The organism is Gallintestinimicrobium sp. (assembly GCF_046968865.1).
Classification (GTDB): Bacteria; Bacillota; Clostridia; order Lachnospirales; family Lachnospiraceae; genus Gallintestinimicrobium; species Gallintestinimicrobium propionicum.
In genome coordinates this window covers 25678-41842 of sequence record NZ_JBKVPW010000005.1, presented here as the reverse complement: position 1 = coordinate 41842, position 16165 = coordinate 25678, and the positions used below count along the sequence as shown (strand labels likewise).

Below are 16165 nucleotides of genomic sequence, written 5' to 3'. Positions count from 1 at the left end.
CTCACTCCTGCCAGATCATAAATCCTGGCGCAGAGCAGTCTCCTTCATCATTTTTAAGCCAGCCGTTCTGTGCCAGAGCATCGTAATCCAGCACGATCCTGTCACGGCTTTTTGCAACCAGATCCGTAACTTCCACGGCTTCTTCCCGGCACAGATCCTGCAGATAAACTCTGCCTTCGACCGCCTCTCCGAGTTCAACTGTCAGGATTCCGAACTCACCAAATACGCCAATCGGTTTTACAAATGCTCCAAGCTTTACATTCAGGTCAGCTTTCGGTGTAAATATCTTTCGGTCTCCGCATGTTCGCGGCATAAATGCGATGCTCACAGTACCTGTCGCTGGATGGATACTGCAGGCAAGAAACGGAAGTTCTTCTTCTCTTGCAAAAATCTCTGGACAATCCATATTTCTCGTCAGAATAGCCGGCGCTTCCTGCGAAATCGAACGTCCCTCCGGAATCAGATTTTTTAGCCAGCCTTCTCCTTCCGGACCGGAAAGCATCTCTGTCCAGTCTTTTCTGAGTCCGCCAAATGCTTCTGCCGAACTTTCCCAAATTCCAAACGGAGGTGCGATTCTCTGCCAGCGCAGCGCACGCTCTACTTCGTTCCACTTACGTCCAAAATCCAGGACGTCTGTTTCTGTGCCGCCCCAGCAGGGATGGCGCATCACGCCCATCGAACAGCAAAGTCCTGCTGCCAAAAGCGGTGCATCCTCTATATTCGGAATTCCTCTGCAGCCAAATTGCACTTCCCTGTCTTGGTCGAACATCTCCCAGGTTCGAGCAATCGTCGTGCTGTAGGTAAATTCTTTTACCACGTCATACGTCCGTACATAATCACTGATTGACAGCAGTTTCCCAACGCGTTTCCAGTGCTCCACTTTTTCATCCAACGGACCGCGACACACCGCATGCTCAATTTTCAGGTCAGGTGCATACTGCTTTACAATTCTTGTCATCATTTCTCTATAAGCTGCGTCACCACAATGATATCCCCAGTCTACTTTCCAGTAGTCCACCCCTGCTTTTCTGCACCAGATCGCACGCTCTTTCCAGTAATTTTCCGCCTCTTCCACGGAAAGCGGATGTGCCTCTTCCTCTCCGGTCGCATTCGCACAAATCCACAAACCAAGGCCACGATATCCAAGCTCCATTAGCTTGCAACGAAGCTTTGCAAGACGTTCCCATGGTTCTCCGGTAAAATCCGGAAATTTATCAGAATCCAGAACCAGACTGCCAAATACGCTGACTGCTCCGTTTCCTGGCACATCCTTTCCAACGTCCCAACCGTCGTCCAACAGAACATACAAATCCTGGCGTACATTTTTTAAATAATTTCGGAGCATTCCGTCTTCTGCAAACAGAAAATCCTGAGTCAGCACATTGCGCAGATTTTTCGTATCCTTCCCGTCTTCCACGCTGTTTACGCGAAACTGCGTATCCCAGGTGCACCAGTAGTTTCCTGTATCGGGGCCCATCTGCGGAATCCCATTTTTCTTCTGTTCTGACATAATAATCTCCCTTTTTGTAGATATCTGTAGTGCAAACAACAGTGTGAAAAATAAACAGCTCCGATTACTTTTCACACTGTCTGCCTGTTTTTTTATTGCTCTTTTTTATTTCATCGCACGGTCAACTCTCGCCTGCTGTACCGCAATCAGATCATCCAGTCCAAGATCTTTCAGATCCTGAATATAGCTGTCCCAGTCATCCAGGCTCTTTTCACCCATGATGAGTTTTGTCAGCAGTTCCTTGGAATATGTTTCAAGATCTGTGCTGATTTCGTTTGTTTTGTTGATTTCCTCTACCGTAGGGATTGCCAGAGCGCCTAAATCGTGGAAAATACGATGCTCCGGATCCTTGATACAGGAGATTGTGAAATCTTTCTTCGCAGTCTGATTGTTCTTTACGCCGTTTTTCTCTGCAAACACTACCGTATTATCCAGCTCTGCACTCAGATCATTATTCACCTTGTATCTCGGGAAAATGGAGCCGTTGCACCAGAGCGCCATACCGACAGCATCTGTATTTTCCAGCGTGTTATCCAGCGTGTTGCTCATTTTACCGTCCACCATCTCATAACTTACGCCTTCCAGACCATACTCTGTCAAATCCATGGATTCCTGTGTAATCAGATAGTCCAAAATTTTTGCAATTGCTTCCTGTTTATCACTGCTTGCAGGCACTGCTGTCGCGGTCCAACCCATGTTATATGCATTTGAACCACGGAATAGGGATGTTTCTCCCTCAATTCCATCCACTCTCATCGGTGCAAACCATTGATATTCTGCTCCTTCCGGAACAGTAATGGCCGTTTCCTCCCACAGCTCTGTTCCCCACTGGGAAATTGCAGCCACCTGGTTATTCGCCATATAAGTGCCGCCCTGGCTGTCATTCATCTTTAATAATCCAGCTGCGTAAAGTTTCTGCATATACTGGATATAATCCTTTATATGTTCCTGATACCAAGGAGATTCAATTTTATAATCTTCCTGATTGTTGATAAACGTCGTTCCAACACCAAGTCCAAACCACTGCGCAACATCTGTAGCAAATCCACTGTAATCTGTCAGAAATGCCTCATCCTTTTGTCCGTTTCCGTTCACATCCTGATCCTGAAATGCCTTTAAAGCTTCATAAACCGCGTCCGTCGTTGTCGGCATATCTTTTCCGACTGCATCCAGCCAGTCCTGTCGAATCTGAAAAGCAAGTATGAAATTAGTAGGTTTTCCTTCATAAGAACCGGTTTCATAATCTGTCAGCCAGTAGCACTTCCCGTCTTCCAGCGCAACATGTTTGAAATAGAACTGTCCGGCGTCAGAATTGATAAAATCGGTATAAGTTCCATCCGAATAGGTTTCCCAGATATCGCTGATCGACTGCAGCTGTCCCTGTTTAACCAGGTTTAATTTTGTCTTATCATCCAGAGGAGTAATGTTAATCATATCGTAATTGAACAGTTCTCCGCTCGCCGCCATGGTCTGAATCGTCGTATCAAACTGATCCGGCTCAATCAGATCCAGTTCCAACTTCACACCCTTTGCTGCCAGGTTTTCAGATAATTTATCCCACCGTTTGCTCTTGCCTTCTGTTGACCAGTCTTTTAAAGTGACTGTTTTTCCGTTCGCCCCAGTGTAAGTGTAATTGCGTCCCAGAATTTTTACTACAGTTAAATCGCCATTATCCGTATTGGATTGTGCCGCTTCAGTTTGCGCTGTTGTAGCAGCATCACCGGAAGTCGCCGTACTATTGGCTGTATTCGTCTGTCCGCATCCTGCCATACCAGCTGCCAGCAGTACACTCATCGCTGCCGCTATCCCTTTTTTCCAACTCTTTTTCATTCTGTACCCTCCTTATGTCAGAATCTGCCGTCTTTGCGGTCATACTGTTGAACAGTTACTTTTTATTTTATAACCTCTCCGTGCCTGCAGTCACTTCACGGTTATTTCCCGGTTTTATAATTTTTATTTTCTATAAAATAACAGAATACTGTCACTCTTTTAATGAACCGAGCATAACGCCCTTTACAAAATATTTCTGGAAGAACGGATACGTAAACAGCACCGGCAGCGTTGTAAATATAATCATCGCATATTTTAACTGAGCACCCGACATCTGCTTTTTTATCATCTCCGCCGCCATCTGTGGATCCAGGACATCCGTTACCTGTCTGGTACTTTCTACCAGGATCCTGCGCAAAAACAACTGCAGCGGCTGCCACTCCGTTTTCGGCAAATATATCAGTGCATCAAACCAGCTGTTCCACCGTCCCACAATCGTATATACGGAAATAACCGCCAGGATCGGTTTTGACAGCGGCAGATAAATATTTGTCAAAATCGGGATCACTCCTGCGCCATCAATTTTTGCAGCTTCCCTCAATCCTTCCGGAATACTGGAAAAGAACGCTTTCATCAGAATAATATTCCAGATCGAGAAACATACCGGGAGAACCTGTGACAGCGGACTTCCATACAGCTTCAGCTTTGTAATCAGCAAAAACGCTGGAATCATACCGCCTGAAAAATACATCGGGATCAGCAGAAACATATTTACAAATTTGCGTCCTGCCAGATGTTTATACGTCAGCGGATAAGCGATTAGTACACTCGTAACCAGCATCAGAACAGTCGTCGGAACCGTGTAGAGGATTGTATTCAAATACGCTCTCCACATTTCCCCGTCGCCGGCCAGCATTTTATACGCGCCCAGCGAAAACCCTTTCGGGACCAGATAGACATTCATTTTTGCCGCATATTCCGGCGCGCTGATGGAAAGAATCAATACATAATACATCGGATAAACGGTCGCGATGCAAATCAGGAGCACCAGCACATACAGAAGTACCGTTACCGCCGGATTTCCTTCTCTGATTCTGTTTTTTGTTTTGCCTGTTTTCATGTTAATCTCCTGTTACCAAAATCAGTCTTTTCTTTACCATAACCCAAATCCTGTCAGTTTATCGCTCACTTTGTTTGCAATATAAGTCAGTGCAAATCCGATTACTGACATGAATAATCCTGCTGCAGCTGTATAGCTGTACTGTCCGCCCTCGATACCAAGTCGGTATGTATAAGTTCCAATTACATCCGCAACATCATATGTCGCAGGAGAATATAAAAGCAGGATCAGATCGCTGTTTGTCCCGAGAATTCCTCCGATCGCCAGAATCAGGTTAATCGCAATAATATTTTTAATTCCAGGTAATGTGATGTACCAGCACTGCTGTCCTCTGTTTGCCCCGTCAATTCTTGCCGACTCATACTGGCTCTGATCGATCGATGTGATCGAAGAAATATACAGAATACTGCCAAAGCCGAATCCTTTCCAGACATTTGTGATCGTATAAATTGCAGGAAACGCCGGTGCCTGACCCCGCCAGTTCTGGTTCGGCAGCCCAAACACTGCAGAAAGGAAATTGCTGATCAGTCCCCCCTGATCGATAAAAGAAATCACCATGCCCGCTACGACGACCGTAGAGATGAAATAGGGCATATAGCTGGCTGTCTGCGCAATCTTTTTAAAACGGAGCCGCTTGATCTGGTCGATTAAGAGCGCAAACAGAATTGGGGCCGTAAATCCAAACAGCAGATTCATTCCACTCAGCACCAGTGTATTTTTAATCAGACGTCCGAAATATTTTCCTTCTACAAACCGTTTAAAATGCGTCAGGCCAACCCATTCCACTCCTTCACCCCAAAAAGGAGAACCTGGCATATAATCCTGAAACGAGATCACAAGGCCGAACATCGGTCCATAACAAAAAACAATAATCAGAAGAAAGACCGGAAGCATCAGTAAGTACAACTGGATATTCTCTCTGACAACTGCCTGGCTCATCTTTCCTTTCTTTTTTTTCGGTTTCCCCATACTCCTTTTTCCTCCCTTGCGTTGTTGATGGTTTTATTCTACTGTCTGCTCCTTCAGATCTCAATTTGAAAGTTTTTTGTTCATTATGAATTTTTTTTACTGCTCTATTTCCTCCATTGACACCCTTTCTTCTTTTTGCCACAATAGGGAAAAAGGGGAGAAAAGAGGTTTTAAAATGGAGTCATCTTTTAAAATATTACTGGTGGACGATCAACAGATTGTACTGGACGGTCTGAAAAAACAGCTCAACTGGTCCCGTTTTAACGGTCTCATCTGCGGCTGCGTTTCGGATGGAGCAGAGGCCATAAACTTTCTGCAGACCTGCCGTCCTGACGTTATCATCTCTGACATCAAGATGCCGCATATGGATGGAATTGAACTTGCCAGACAAATCAGCGAATCACCGATTTTATCCGGCATTCCTGTGATTCTTTTGTCCGGTTACCGCGAATTCGAATATGCCAAAAGTGCCATGCAGTATCATGTACAGCACTATATTTTAAAACCTGTCACCCGGCAGAAACTCGAACAGCTGGAAGATATTCTTACAGAATTATATAAAAGCAAGGAAGCCTCTCATCAGAAAATTCTTGCCCTGTCAGAAAGCAACTATCAGAAGGAACTTTTTGATGCACTGCGCCATCACGATATCAGCTGCATTGAAGATTTTTTCCGTTCTCCGCTTTACCATAACTGCATGAGCGATCCAAATCTCTGCAATTTGATGGGTACCAGGATTCTGACCACCCTGTATGACTATCTTGGGGAAATTCATTTTACAGAGCAATCTCTGCTCACTTCAAAAACACATACGCTGGAAACCTGGTATTCCCTTCCAAATCCGGCTTCCAAAGCAAATTATCTGGAAACTCTGTATTTTGATATTTTAAACCTGCTCTTATCACAGAAGAACAACAATACTTCCGCGCTGTACCGTTATGCGCTACAATATATCGACACGCACTATACTAACCCGGATTTTTCTATTTCTGCCATGGCAGACAATATGAACATCACGCTTTCCTGGCTGAGCACACTTTTCAAACAGCATGCCGGCAAAAACTTAAACAACTATGTAACGGAAAAGAGACTCGAGCGTGCCTGTCTTCTGCTTGCTTCTCCCTTATACTCAATCGGAGAAGTTGCCCATAAATGCGGATACGATGACGCTGGTTATTTTTCCTCGCTTTTCCGGAAAAAAATCGGGATGAACCCAACAGAATACCGTAATTGCCGCCTGTAATCAACCCGATATAGAAATCGCAATCTGTATCATTCTAGCTGCTGCAATCGGAAAGGAGATCTGTATGCGCCGAAAAATTTTTATTACATTGTGCAGCGTCCTGTCCGCTGTCTTTCTGACCTCTTATCTTTTTATATTTTTCCTGTTCCGTTCTGTCCTGTTTCAGGAGATCCGACAGCAGCAAATCAATCTGCAAAAATATAACGAAACCATTTTTACCAGCTATATTGATTCCTTCAGCATGGTTCCATTTCAGTTGGTCAACGACGAAGAAATCGGAGAACTCGCCAGCACAAACAATAGTTCCTATCTGGATATGTTCCGTGCCCGGGAACTTCTGCGCAAAAAATTCAATAACTATCTCAATCAGCAGCTTTTTACCTCCAATCTCGACTGCCGTATTCTGTTTTACTTAAACGATACGCTTCCTATGGATTCCTATTGCGATGCCTATACGCTTTCTGAGCACGTTGCACTGCGTACTTGTCAGGTTTATTCTTCCCGTCTTGTGAAAGATCAGGAATGGTATAAACGCACCGAAAAAATAACCTGGTCTCCCTATTTTTTCATCAATAAGGATACCGATGAACTCTGTTATTCCAAATATGTCTACAATTATGCGCTAAATTCTTCCTCAGAGGGAATCGGAACTGTCGTGATCGCCATTCCGGAAAATGCTTTCCTCGAAAAAATTTCTGCCGGATCCATTACTCCGAACAGCAGATTTTTTCTGAGCAACGAATATCAGGAGCTTCTTTACGCTTCCAGCGAAGTTTCCGACAGCCTATTTCTCAGCGCGCTTTCCAAAAGCTCCGGACAGATCCTGTGCGATTCGACTTCCCATGAACGCTATCTGGTCAGTACTTCTTCCGTGAACCAAGATCTTTTCCTCACCTTCCTGACCCCTCTTTCTGACATTGAGCAGATTGTAATTACCGCACTATTTCCCTATATCCTTTTTGTGCTGATCGCTTTTTTCCTACTGATCTGTGTTTTGTATCTGCTTTCCCGCAAAATCACCGAGCCGATAATTTCCCTGGCGGATCTGATCAGCACCATCGAGGATACCAGAACCTTTCAGACACAACGGTTTTCGGTTTATCACGACGCGGAGCTTCAGGTGCTTTGTCACAGTTTTACAGCGCTGATTCAACGGGAAAATCTGCTGCTGGATCAGATTATCGAAGAAAACAGGCAAAAACGTACCGCCATGCTCCACGCTCTGCAGGCTCAGATCAACCCGCATTTTCTCTATAACGCACTCGATATGGTCAGCTGGCATGCCCTCAGTAAGGGCGAAGACTCCATCGCAGACATTGTTTCCTCAATTTCCAATCTGATGCATTACAGCATTTCCCGTCCGGATTCAACTGCCTCCCTTTCCCGGGAAATCGAAAATATCCGGGAATTTATCCGAATCTATCAGATGGAACGCCCCTGCGACATCCAGCTGATCCCGGATTTCTCTCCCGAACAAGCGGATCAGATCCCGATCCCCAAGTTTACCCTGCAGCCTCTCGTGGAAAATTCGATTCTGCATAATGCGAATCTCGACCATCTCACCATCCGGATTCAGATTCACAGGCAGCCTGATTGCACCGAGATTTCCGTTACAGACGACGGAGTCGGAGCAGATCCGGAACAGCTGAATGCCTTTCTGCGTTATGAAAACACTTTCCTGACCGTCAGCAGCGGTTTTGGAATCCGAAACGTCAATGAACGCTTACAGCTCCATTTTGGCAACAACAGCCACTTATCCTATCAAAAGGATTCCGACGGGCATCTGACCGCTTCCCTGTTTCTGATGTCGGCACCACTTTCCTGAAAGTACAGTCAGGCATTTTAAAAGCGCTTCACGAATTATTTTTTCTCCGTGAAGCGCTTTCTGTGTTTTCTGGACTGCAAGCAATCCGCCATTATAGGAACCTTTTCCTCATTATTAAATAAACAGCGTGCATCCCTGTTTCCGGAAATGCTCGATTTTTTCATCCAGCACACACTCTTTTATTCCGAACTTTTCTGCAAGACAGCTTTTACACAGAAACGACGTGCTGCCCCGGTTGACAAATTTCCGGTAAGCTCCCCGATCCAGCTGGGTCAGCTCCTTTCCGCATTTCATGCAGGTGTCCATTACAGATCAACGACCTTGCAGCGGTAGACTGCACAGCCGTAAGGCTCCAAGGCCTTACGGACCGTTCCGTTGAGCGAAGGCAGATCTTCCCCGGTCCAGACCTCCTTCATCTGCAGGGTTTTGCCGGTGCTCATCGGAAGACCGACTTCGTCCAGATTCAGATTTGCTACTACGCTTTCGTCCTTTAAGTTGAAGAAACCGATTGCCAGATCGCCATTGGAAAGCTGTCTGGAATAAATGAGGACATCGTCTCCACTCCAGATTCCGTCCAGACGGATCGGTTGACGGCACAGAGGATCCTGATTGATCGCAATCAGTTCTTTATTTTCCAGAATCTTCTTCGTCTCTTCGTTCATATTACGGATATCGCAGCCAATCATCAGCGGAGAGCCAAACAGCGCCCAGATTGAATAATGCGTTCTGTACTGAACGTCGTTGCAGCCGCTTAAACCAACGTTTCCTTTGCCGTACATGCCGACAACCAGCATATCCATATCATTAAAGCAGCCGACGCTATGATACGGATGAAGCTTTGCCTGCTGTTTGGTCAGATCCTTGATCGATTCCCAGCTGTCGAAAATATCGCCGGTGGAACGCCACATGCTCGCGCCGGTTTCCTTAATCCATTCATGCGTCTGATCTGCGCCCCAGGAGCATGCGGAAAACAGGATATCCCTGCCGCAATTTTCCAACGCGATGCCCATTCTGCGGTATAAATATTTGCCCGGAATGATGTTGCTGTGATAGCAGTAATCGTACTTCAAAAAATCCACACCCCAGGATGCAAAGGTGTCTGCATCGATAAATTCATGCTCGAAGCTGCCTGGATATCCGGCACAAGTCAGGTTGCCCGCACAAGAATACATACCAAATTTCAACCCTTTGGAATGCACGTAATCCGCAACCACTTTCATGCCGTGGGGAAACTTCTCCGGATCTGCAATCAGACGGCCTTCCTCGTCTCTCTTTCTTAAAGACCAGCAGTCGTCAATGACCAGATACTCATATCCGCAGTCCAAAAGCCCCTGCTCCACCATTTTGTCCGCAGTTTCCATGATCAGTTTTTCATTGATATTCTCACCAAATGTGTTCCAGCTGTTCCAGCCCATCGGCGGCGTTAATTTTACCATACCCCTTGACCTCTCTTTCGTTATCCGTTATCGTGATTGTAGCATGACACTTTTGTTCTCTTCCATGGGTTTTTGTTGCAAATACATGGATTATTTATTCACGTCAGGACAATGCCGGAGGTATGTGCCCAAAGGCCGCTGCAGACTGTCTGCAGGAGGTTTTTAGACATCATCCCCGGCATCCTGTAAATCAGGAGGTCTCTTTATGAATTCATCTGTTTTTGGGTCCGATTCCCAGCCCGGTCTCACCCTGCTTGCCACAGGCAGACAGGACTGCAGCGATCTGCATTCCTGGGGACCTGGCGTCCGCCCGGTCTATATCATCCATTATATTCTGCGCGGTCAGGGCTTTATCGATTATCATAAAAAAACTTTCCCCGTTCACACCGGCGAAAGCTTTCTGATTTATCCTTATGATACGATTCGCTATTATCCTGACCCGGGGAATCCATGGGAATATACCTGGGTGGAATTTACCGGAAAAGAAGCTGCCTCTCTGCTCGATCAGACCGCCTTTTCCCCTGCCGCGCCCGTCTGTCCCGCGATCTGCCCTGCCCGGCTCCGACAGCTTTTTGCCGATCTGCAACCCCTCGACCTTTATCACCAGAACCGCAACGAAGCAAATGGCATACTCCGCACGCTGCTCGGTCTTTATGCCGATTATGCCCCGGCATCCGGTCTGCCCGACTCTCCTGCTTCGTCCCTTCTGGCAAATGCAGTTTTTCTGATCCGTTCCAATTTTCATCATGAGTACTTCCATACTGAACAGCTTTGTCAGATGCTCGGGGTCAGCAGAAGCACGCTCTACCGCGCCTTTCAATCTGAACTGAACATTTCTCCCGGCGAATTTTTATCGAATTTCCGCATTCATCAGGCATGCCGCCTGCTCGAGCTCGGCAATTCCGTCAAAACAGCTGCTGTCTCCTGCGGCTTCTCGGATGCTTTTTACTTCTCCCGGGCATTTCACCGACGTATGGGCGTCTCACCGTCAGATTATCGCAGGCAGCCGCAAAAGCAGGACGCCGGAAGCGAATATTCGCGGCTGGTGTTCTGACCGGCGGAACGCACAGCCATGCGCTGCAGCGTCTTCTGCCCCGATCAGTGGCTCTGCAGCTTTTCACCTGACCTCAAAGCCTTCCTCATAGCAAAGTTCACGGTCCTCCTCTTCCACAAACTCTACGACAATCCTGCCACGCTGACTGATACGCTCCACAAACGAGTCTACCAATTCGGCCTGTCCCTGCAGCTCTGCTTCCACACGTCCATCCGTTAAATTTTTCACCCAGCCGGTCAGCTGCAGCTCTTTTGCCAGACACAGCGCGCTGTAGCGAAATCCCACCGCCTGCACGCGTCCTGAAAAATAAATATGCTTTCGGATGCAGCCGGCTTTCTTCAACTGCTCCCGCTCAGTCTCCGAGAGTTCGCTTGCCAACTCTGTATCCCACTCCTCTGCGCATTTCGCTTCTGCAGACGGCTCTGGTTTTCTTCTTCCAGCTCTGGCAAAGAGTCTTTCCCAAAAGTCCATATATTTCCTTTCTCCTTTGTGGTGCGGTCCGGAATATGCCCGTACACAGTCCGTAAGTTCTGCGCTGCGTTCCGACATGTCCGCAGACTGCGTTCTGTCTCAGATTTTCAATCGTGTCCGCAGACTGCGGAAAAAATCTTTCAGCATCTGGCTGCATTCTTCTTCCAGCACGCCCTTAAACAGGCTGACCTGATGATTAAATGCCGGTTCCTGCAGCAGGTTGTAGATTGATCCTGCGCAGCCTGCCTTTGGATTCATGCAGCCGATCATAACCTCCGGAATCCGCGCCTGAACGATGGCTCCGGCACACATCTGGCAGGGCTCCAGCGTCACATACAATGTGCAGTCTTCCAGCCGCCAGTCACCCAGCTTTTTGCTCGCCCGCTTAATCGCCGTGATCTCCGCATGCGCCAGTGTACTTTTGTCCGTATTTCGTCGATTATAGCCCCTGCCGATCACCTGTCCGTCATGCACGATCACGCAGCCGATTGGCACTTCGCCGAGTGCTGCCGCTTTTTTCGCCTGTCGGATCGCATCCTTCATATATTTTTCATGTATCGGGCGCTTTTCTTCCTGCTCCCGAAGCCACTGATCTTTTTTCGCCTGCTTTGCAGCCTGCCGCGCCGCTTCTTTTTCCTCTTCTGTACGGATTCTTGCCATAATTGCTCCCTGTGTTTCAATTTTGCCGTAATTTAGTCTATTTTATTCTTTATATTGGTCGTTTAAATGTAATCGAACATCTACTTTAATATATAACGCACAACAAATACCTAAATAATATGGAGGCATAATTTTTTTCTTATCTTACATATACATATAAGATACATCTTCGGATATAAACGCCATGTACATCCTTTTCCAGTTCACAACCTACATATGCGTACAAGATATATCCTAGGACGTAATCTCTCGTAATTCTTCAATATCCTCACAACCTACATATGCATACAAGATATATCATGCTATCCCCATACGTTGCCACAAAATCGCAAACTCACAACCTACATATGCATACAAGATATATCTTGCCTGTTCGGACGACGAAAGGAGTGTGGGTCATCTCACAACCTACATATGCATACAAGATATATCTATGGGCCGAATATCCCAATAAAAGACGCAAACGCTCACAACCTACATATGCATACAAGATATATCGGGAGAACCGTAATCGGTTTGGAGGAATTATTACACTCACAACCTACATATGCATACAAGATATATCACTGCATCAGCACCGCAAAAGGGAGCGCAAACCACTCACAACCTACATATGCATACAAGATATATCTCAAATAAATACAAATATAAGTTGCCTACAAGGATTAAATTTGTAGGGTTTATACCTTGCCGAGAGTATCTACTATTCTATATAAGAAATTTATGTATACTTTCTCGACTTAAGGACGCTGAGCCGCCCTTAATATCAGTGCGAATATCCTATGTGTTTTTTGTTTGCTTTTCATTCGCACTGCTTATTTTTAAGGTATTTTCTATAATGTCTTCTATATTTTTTATTCCTATATTTTGACTGGCGTTATAATCTGCATCCGCCTCAAAACCACAATTTTGACATTTAAAAACCGCCCGAAGTTCTCTGTTATTTGCATCTATGTACCCACATTTACTGCACCTTTGGCTTGTATATTCTGGATTGATATAGACAATTTTTATACCCTTTTCTTTTGCTTTATTTTCAATTTTTGTTTGAAGATCATAATAAGACCATTCTTTTAAAAAATGCTCCTTGTTATCACTAATTCCCGTCAGATTTTCCATTTGAATCATACCACAATTTTTTCTTATCGCATAATCGATTAGTGCCCTACTATATTTATGATTTGCAGTATCCCGGAAACGTGCTATTTTATCATTTATCTTATATGCTGGTTCTGTACGCTTGTTTCTCCCATGCCCAATTCGCCCATCTCCACAATATTTCGTCTGATGAAGAACTGATCGCTTTCTCGCTTCGATTCGTTTTCTAAACGTTTCAATTTCCCCACCCTTTATTGAAAAACGATCAAATTCCCCATTCACTGATGCCATCAACGGACATGCGATTCCTAAATCTATCCCAAGTATTTTATTTTTATCAAGGGATTCTATTTCATTAGCCTTAAAAGAGTAGCACAAGTTTAATTTCCACAGTTTCTTTTTCTTATCATAAATAAGTTTACTTCCACTTACTACATATTCTCCATCTATGCACCTTTCAAGAATTGTCCTCGTAGATTTATCCTCTACTTGTATTTTAAAATTCAAATCATCTTCAATACCGTATTTCTTTTTCCCAGCTTTATTCAACATTTTCAGTTTTACATAAAAATTTTTATCATACTCAAGTTTTATGCATTTTTTATGAATATCTAATGGCTGTTCTGCTTTATAAGATAAAACAGATTTTTCACCATTCAGCATTTCCTTTTTCGCATTTTTAAATGCTCCACATACCGCTTCTGTTAATACCGAAATATTTGAGGAATATAAGTCATATCCCTGTTTGAAATGATCATACGCATATCCTCTTAATGTAAGATTCAGTATCTCCTTTTCATTTGGATATAACTCGTTCTTTTTATAATAATCACTAGAAAAATTCATCCATTCCCAACAAAGTTGTACCGTTTTATTTTTTATGTCTCGAGTTTGTTTTTGTAAATTCCATAATATTGAATTTATTTCCTTATAATCTACCCTATTGCCATCTTTATCAATTTGTTCACTAATCAAATACAATTTTACAATCTTCGTCAAAATAATCCCCCCAAGTGCGTCCTTCCATATCAAAGTGTGCCTTATTCATTAAATGCATTATAACATATTGTATTTTCTTTATTAACAATTTACTAAAATTTGTTTCCATCAAGCAGTTAATGTTTTTTCAAATGTTTTACACACTTAAATCTCCACCCGCTTCATATAATACCCGTAATCACCCGGCGATGCGGATTCTTTTTCACCCTCAAAGGCTTCGAATCCGAACATTTCCGCCACCATTTTTTCCCGGTCATAAAAATTGCCGGGCACGCCGATATAATACTGCCATGCATCCTTTTGCCGGATTCTGCCCAGAATCAGATGACGGTAATTATAGTAGCCATGCAGCAGGAAGCTGTTATGTACTAACTTCTGGTATTCCTTGCACAGAACCACAAAATCCTTCGGCGCAATAGAAAGATATTCCCGACTGTCGCGGAACGGATGAATTTCCGGGTACATCGTGCACAGCTGCTCCCATTTATCCGCGCTGCAGACCGGCTCACGCGATGGAGAGGACGGCGATTTCGGCGCAGCGGAAGGAAAAGGAATCGTCGGCTCGGACGCTGACACAGATGGCGCTTCCGGAGTAGGCTGCTGTTTCGTTGCCGCGGGCTCCTTTGACATGGCGGACTGCTCTGTTTCAGCGGGCTTCTTCAACATGGCGAATTGCTCTGTTTCGGCAGGCTCCTCCGATATGGCGGACTGCTCTATTTCGGCAGGCTCCTTCAGTGTGGACTGCTTTTCCATCTCGCTGCCGCGCCGCTCCGGATACGGAATAATTTCTCCAGCTCCGGGCTGCCGGGGTGAATTTGTCTGCGATGACCGCGCCTCCATCTGTTGGAACTGATCCCCTTGTACCTGCGATTGCTGCTGCAGCTGCAGCGTCTCTTTCTGTGCCGGAATTTCAACCGGTTCGTGCCAGTTTGCAATCAGCATTCTTTTTCCGGGCAGTAAAATCCGAAGCTGCGCAGTCTGCTGCCAGCTTTCCTCCCGGCTGTTATCCAATTCGCCCGGCTCCGGCATCCGCCACACCATGCAGCAGTTTCCGTTGCCGCCCTGCAAACTAATCCTTCCGACCGTTCTCTCATGTTCTTCCTGTAACCGAAACTCCCCGCAGTCCTTGCCCGGAAGGTTTTTAACTTTTACTTCCATCCGGTTGTGTCCGTTTTGTTCCTCTATTCTGACAAATCCGGCATTTTTGATTTTTACGCCGTCTTCCAGATAATCCAGATATGCGATTTGTTTTCGATATTCCGCCATGCCTGTCCTCCTTTTTCCATCCCATTCGTTTTTCAGAAAACCTGATAGTAACTTATGCCCCTACTCTGCATTTTATGATTCCGGTTCTGTATGGGTTGGCAAAATCATATATTCCGGTAACAGATATTCCCGCAGGATCGTATCCTTTCCCGGTCTGAAAATGTCCGGTGATTTAATCTCTGCAGAATGGAGTTTTCCATGGCAAATGTTCTCGCACATCTTTCCTCCATCCTCATTCCTGCCGTGATCTTCTTCATCATCGGCTATGGGTGGATTCATAAATGTAATCTCTACGACGACTTTATAAACGGCGCAGCGGACGGTCTGAAAACGGTCGTCGGCATCGTCCCAACGCTCATCGGGCTGATGATGGCAGTCGGGATTCTGCGGGGCTCCGGGCTGCTGGATCTTCCGGGAAAGCTGCTGCAAAAATACGCCGCTGACAGTTCCATAAGCGGTATGTTTCCGGAGTTTTTCCCGCTCATTTTCATCCGCCTGTTTTCTTCTTCCGCGGCGACTGGACTGGTGCTCGATATTTTCAAAACCTACGGGACAGATTCTCTGGCAGGACGCATCACGTCGATTCTGATGAGCTGCACAGAAACCTGTTTTTACACGATGTCTGTTTATTTTATGACGGCGCGCGTTTCCAAATCCAGATATACGCTGGCAGGCGCGCTGCTTTCTACCGCCGTCGGTGTCGTTATGAGCGTGCTGCTGGCATATCTGATGTAAATTTCCACA

General features: G+C 45.5%; 14 protein-coding genes and 1 CRISPR repeat array. Of the genes, 4 read left to right on the top strand and 10 right to left on the bottom strand.

Annotated features, from left to right (window positions below; translation table 11 throughout):
- Window position 1 precedes the first annotated feature (1 nt).
- From ACLTOQ_RS06020 to ACLTOQ_RS06005, 4 genes are all read right to left on the bottom strand, one after another.
- Window positions 2–1510: a hypothetical protein gene (locus tag ACLTOQ_RS06020; RefSeq protein ID WP_337425791.1), complete on the bottom strand. Its 1509-nt coding sequence runs from the start codon at window positions 1508–1510 to the stop codon at window positions 2–4.
- Window positions 1511–1615: 105 nt separating this feature from the next.
- On the bottom strand, window positions 1616–3340 hold the full coding sequence (locus ACLTOQ_RS06015) for a hypothetical protein (RefSeq protein WP_412319069.1): 1725 nt from the start codon (window positions 3338–3340) through the stop codon (window positions 1616–1618).
- Between the two features lie 151 nt (window positions 3341–3491).
- Window positions 3492–4400: a carbohydrate ABC transporter permease gene (locus tag ACLTOQ_RS06010; RefSeq protein WP_349173301.1), complete on the bottom strand. Its 909-nt coding sequence runs from the start codon at window positions 4398–4400 to the stop codon at window positions 3492–3494.
- 33 nt (window positions 4401–4433) lie between these two features.
- The gene (locus ACLTOQ_RS06005) at window positions 4434–5369 is read right to left on the bottom strand and encodes an ABC transporter permease (RefSeq protein ID WP_412319068.1); all 936 of its coding nucleotides are present in this window, start codon (window positions 5367–5369) and stop codon (window positions 4434–4436) included.
- Between the two features lie 175 nt (window positions 5370–5544).
- On the opposite strand from ACLTOQ_RS06005, the gene ACLTOQ_RS06000 reads away from it, so the two are divergent.
- Entirely contained in the window at window positions 5545–6612 is a 1068-nt protein-coding gene (locus ACLTOQ_RS06000) for a response regulator transcription factor (protein ID WP_349173299.1), read from the top strand.
- A 64-nt stretch (window positions 6613–6676) separates the two neighbouring features.
- Window positions 6677–8437 carry a sensor histidine kinase gene (locus tag ACLTOQ_RS05995; RefSeq protein WP_412319067.1) on the top strand — a complete coding sequence of 587 codons (1761 nt, stop codon included), beginning with the start codon at window positions 6677–6679 and terminating at the stop codon, window positions 8435–8437.
- 114 nt (window positions 8438–8551) lie between these two features.
- Here ACLTOQ_RS05995 and ACLTOQ_RS05990 read toward each other — a convergent pair whose 3' ends face one another.
- Together ACLTOQ_RS05990 and ACLTOQ_RS05985 are read right to left on the bottom strand one after the other, a co-directional pair.
- Window positions 8552–8731, bottom strand: coding sequence for a hypothetical protein (locus ACLTOQ_RS05990; RefSeq protein WP_147342687.1), 180 nt, complete (start codon window positions 8729–8731; stop codon window positions 8552–8554).
- 11 nt (window positions 8732–8742) lie between these two features.
- Entirely contained in the window at window positions 8743–9873 is a 1131-nt protein-coding gene (locus ACLTOQ_RS05985; RefSeq protein ID WP_412319066.1) for a glycoside hydrolase family 27 protein, read from the bottom strand.
- 205 nt (window positions 9874–10078) lie between these two features.
- Here ACLTOQ_RS05985 and ACLTOQ_RS05980 point away from each other — a divergent pair, with 205 nt between their 5' ends.
- Window positions 10079–10927, top strand: coding sequence for an AraC family transcriptional regulator (locus ACLTOQ_RS05980; RefSeq protein ID WP_412319065.1), 849 nt, complete (start codon window positions 10079–10081; stop codon window positions 10925–10927).
- Between the two features lie 63 nt (window positions 10928–10990).
- Here ACLTOQ_RS05980 and ACLTOQ_RS05975 read toward each other — a convergent pair whose 3' ends face one another.
- From ACLTOQ_RS05975 to ACLTOQ_RS05960, 4 genes are all read right to left on the bottom strand, one after another.
- Window positions 10991–11398 (bottom strand): acylphosphatase, encoded by a 408-nt coding sequence (locus tag ACLTOQ_RS05975; protein ID WP_117959927.1) that lies wholly within the window; start codon window positions 11396–11398, stop codon window positions 10991–10993.
- Window positions 11399–11497: 99 nt separating this feature from the next.
- Window positions 11498–12058, bottom strand: a complete 561-nt coding sequence (tadA, locus tag ACLTOQ_RS05970) for a tRNA adenosine(34) deaminase TadA (protein ID WP_021914812.1) — start codon at window positions 12056–12058, stop codon at window positions 11498–11500.
- Between the two features lie 202 nt (window positions 12059–12260).
- A CRISPR array of direct repeats spans window positions 12261–12689; the repeat unit is 32 nt; unit sequence CTCACAACCTACATATGCATACAAGATATATC.
- Between the two features lie 149 nt (window positions 12690–12838).
- A complete protein-coding gene (locus tag ACLTOQ_RS05965) occupies window positions 12839–14155 on the bottom strand; it encodes an RNA-guided endonuclease TnpB family protein (protein WP_412319064.1) in 1317 nt (438 codons plus the stop codon).
- Window positions 14156–14299: 144 nt separating this feature from the next.
- Window positions 14300–15421 carry a hypothetical protein gene (locus tag ACLTOQ_RS05960; protein WP_412319063.1) on the bottom strand — a complete coding sequence of 374 codons (1122 nt, stop codon included), beginning with the start codon at window positions 15419–15421 and terminating at the stop codon, window positions 14300–14302.
- Window positions 15422–15619: 198 nt separating this feature from the next.
- On the opposite strand from ACLTOQ_RS05960, the gene ACLTOQ_RS05955 reads away from it, so the two are divergent.
- Window positions 15620–16156 (top strand): spore maturation protein, encoded by a 537-nt coding sequence (locus ACLTOQ_RS05955; protein ID WP_117959924.1) that lies wholly within the window; start codon window positions 15620–15622, stop codon window positions 16154–16156.
- Window positions 16157–16165 lie beyond the last annotated feature (9 nt).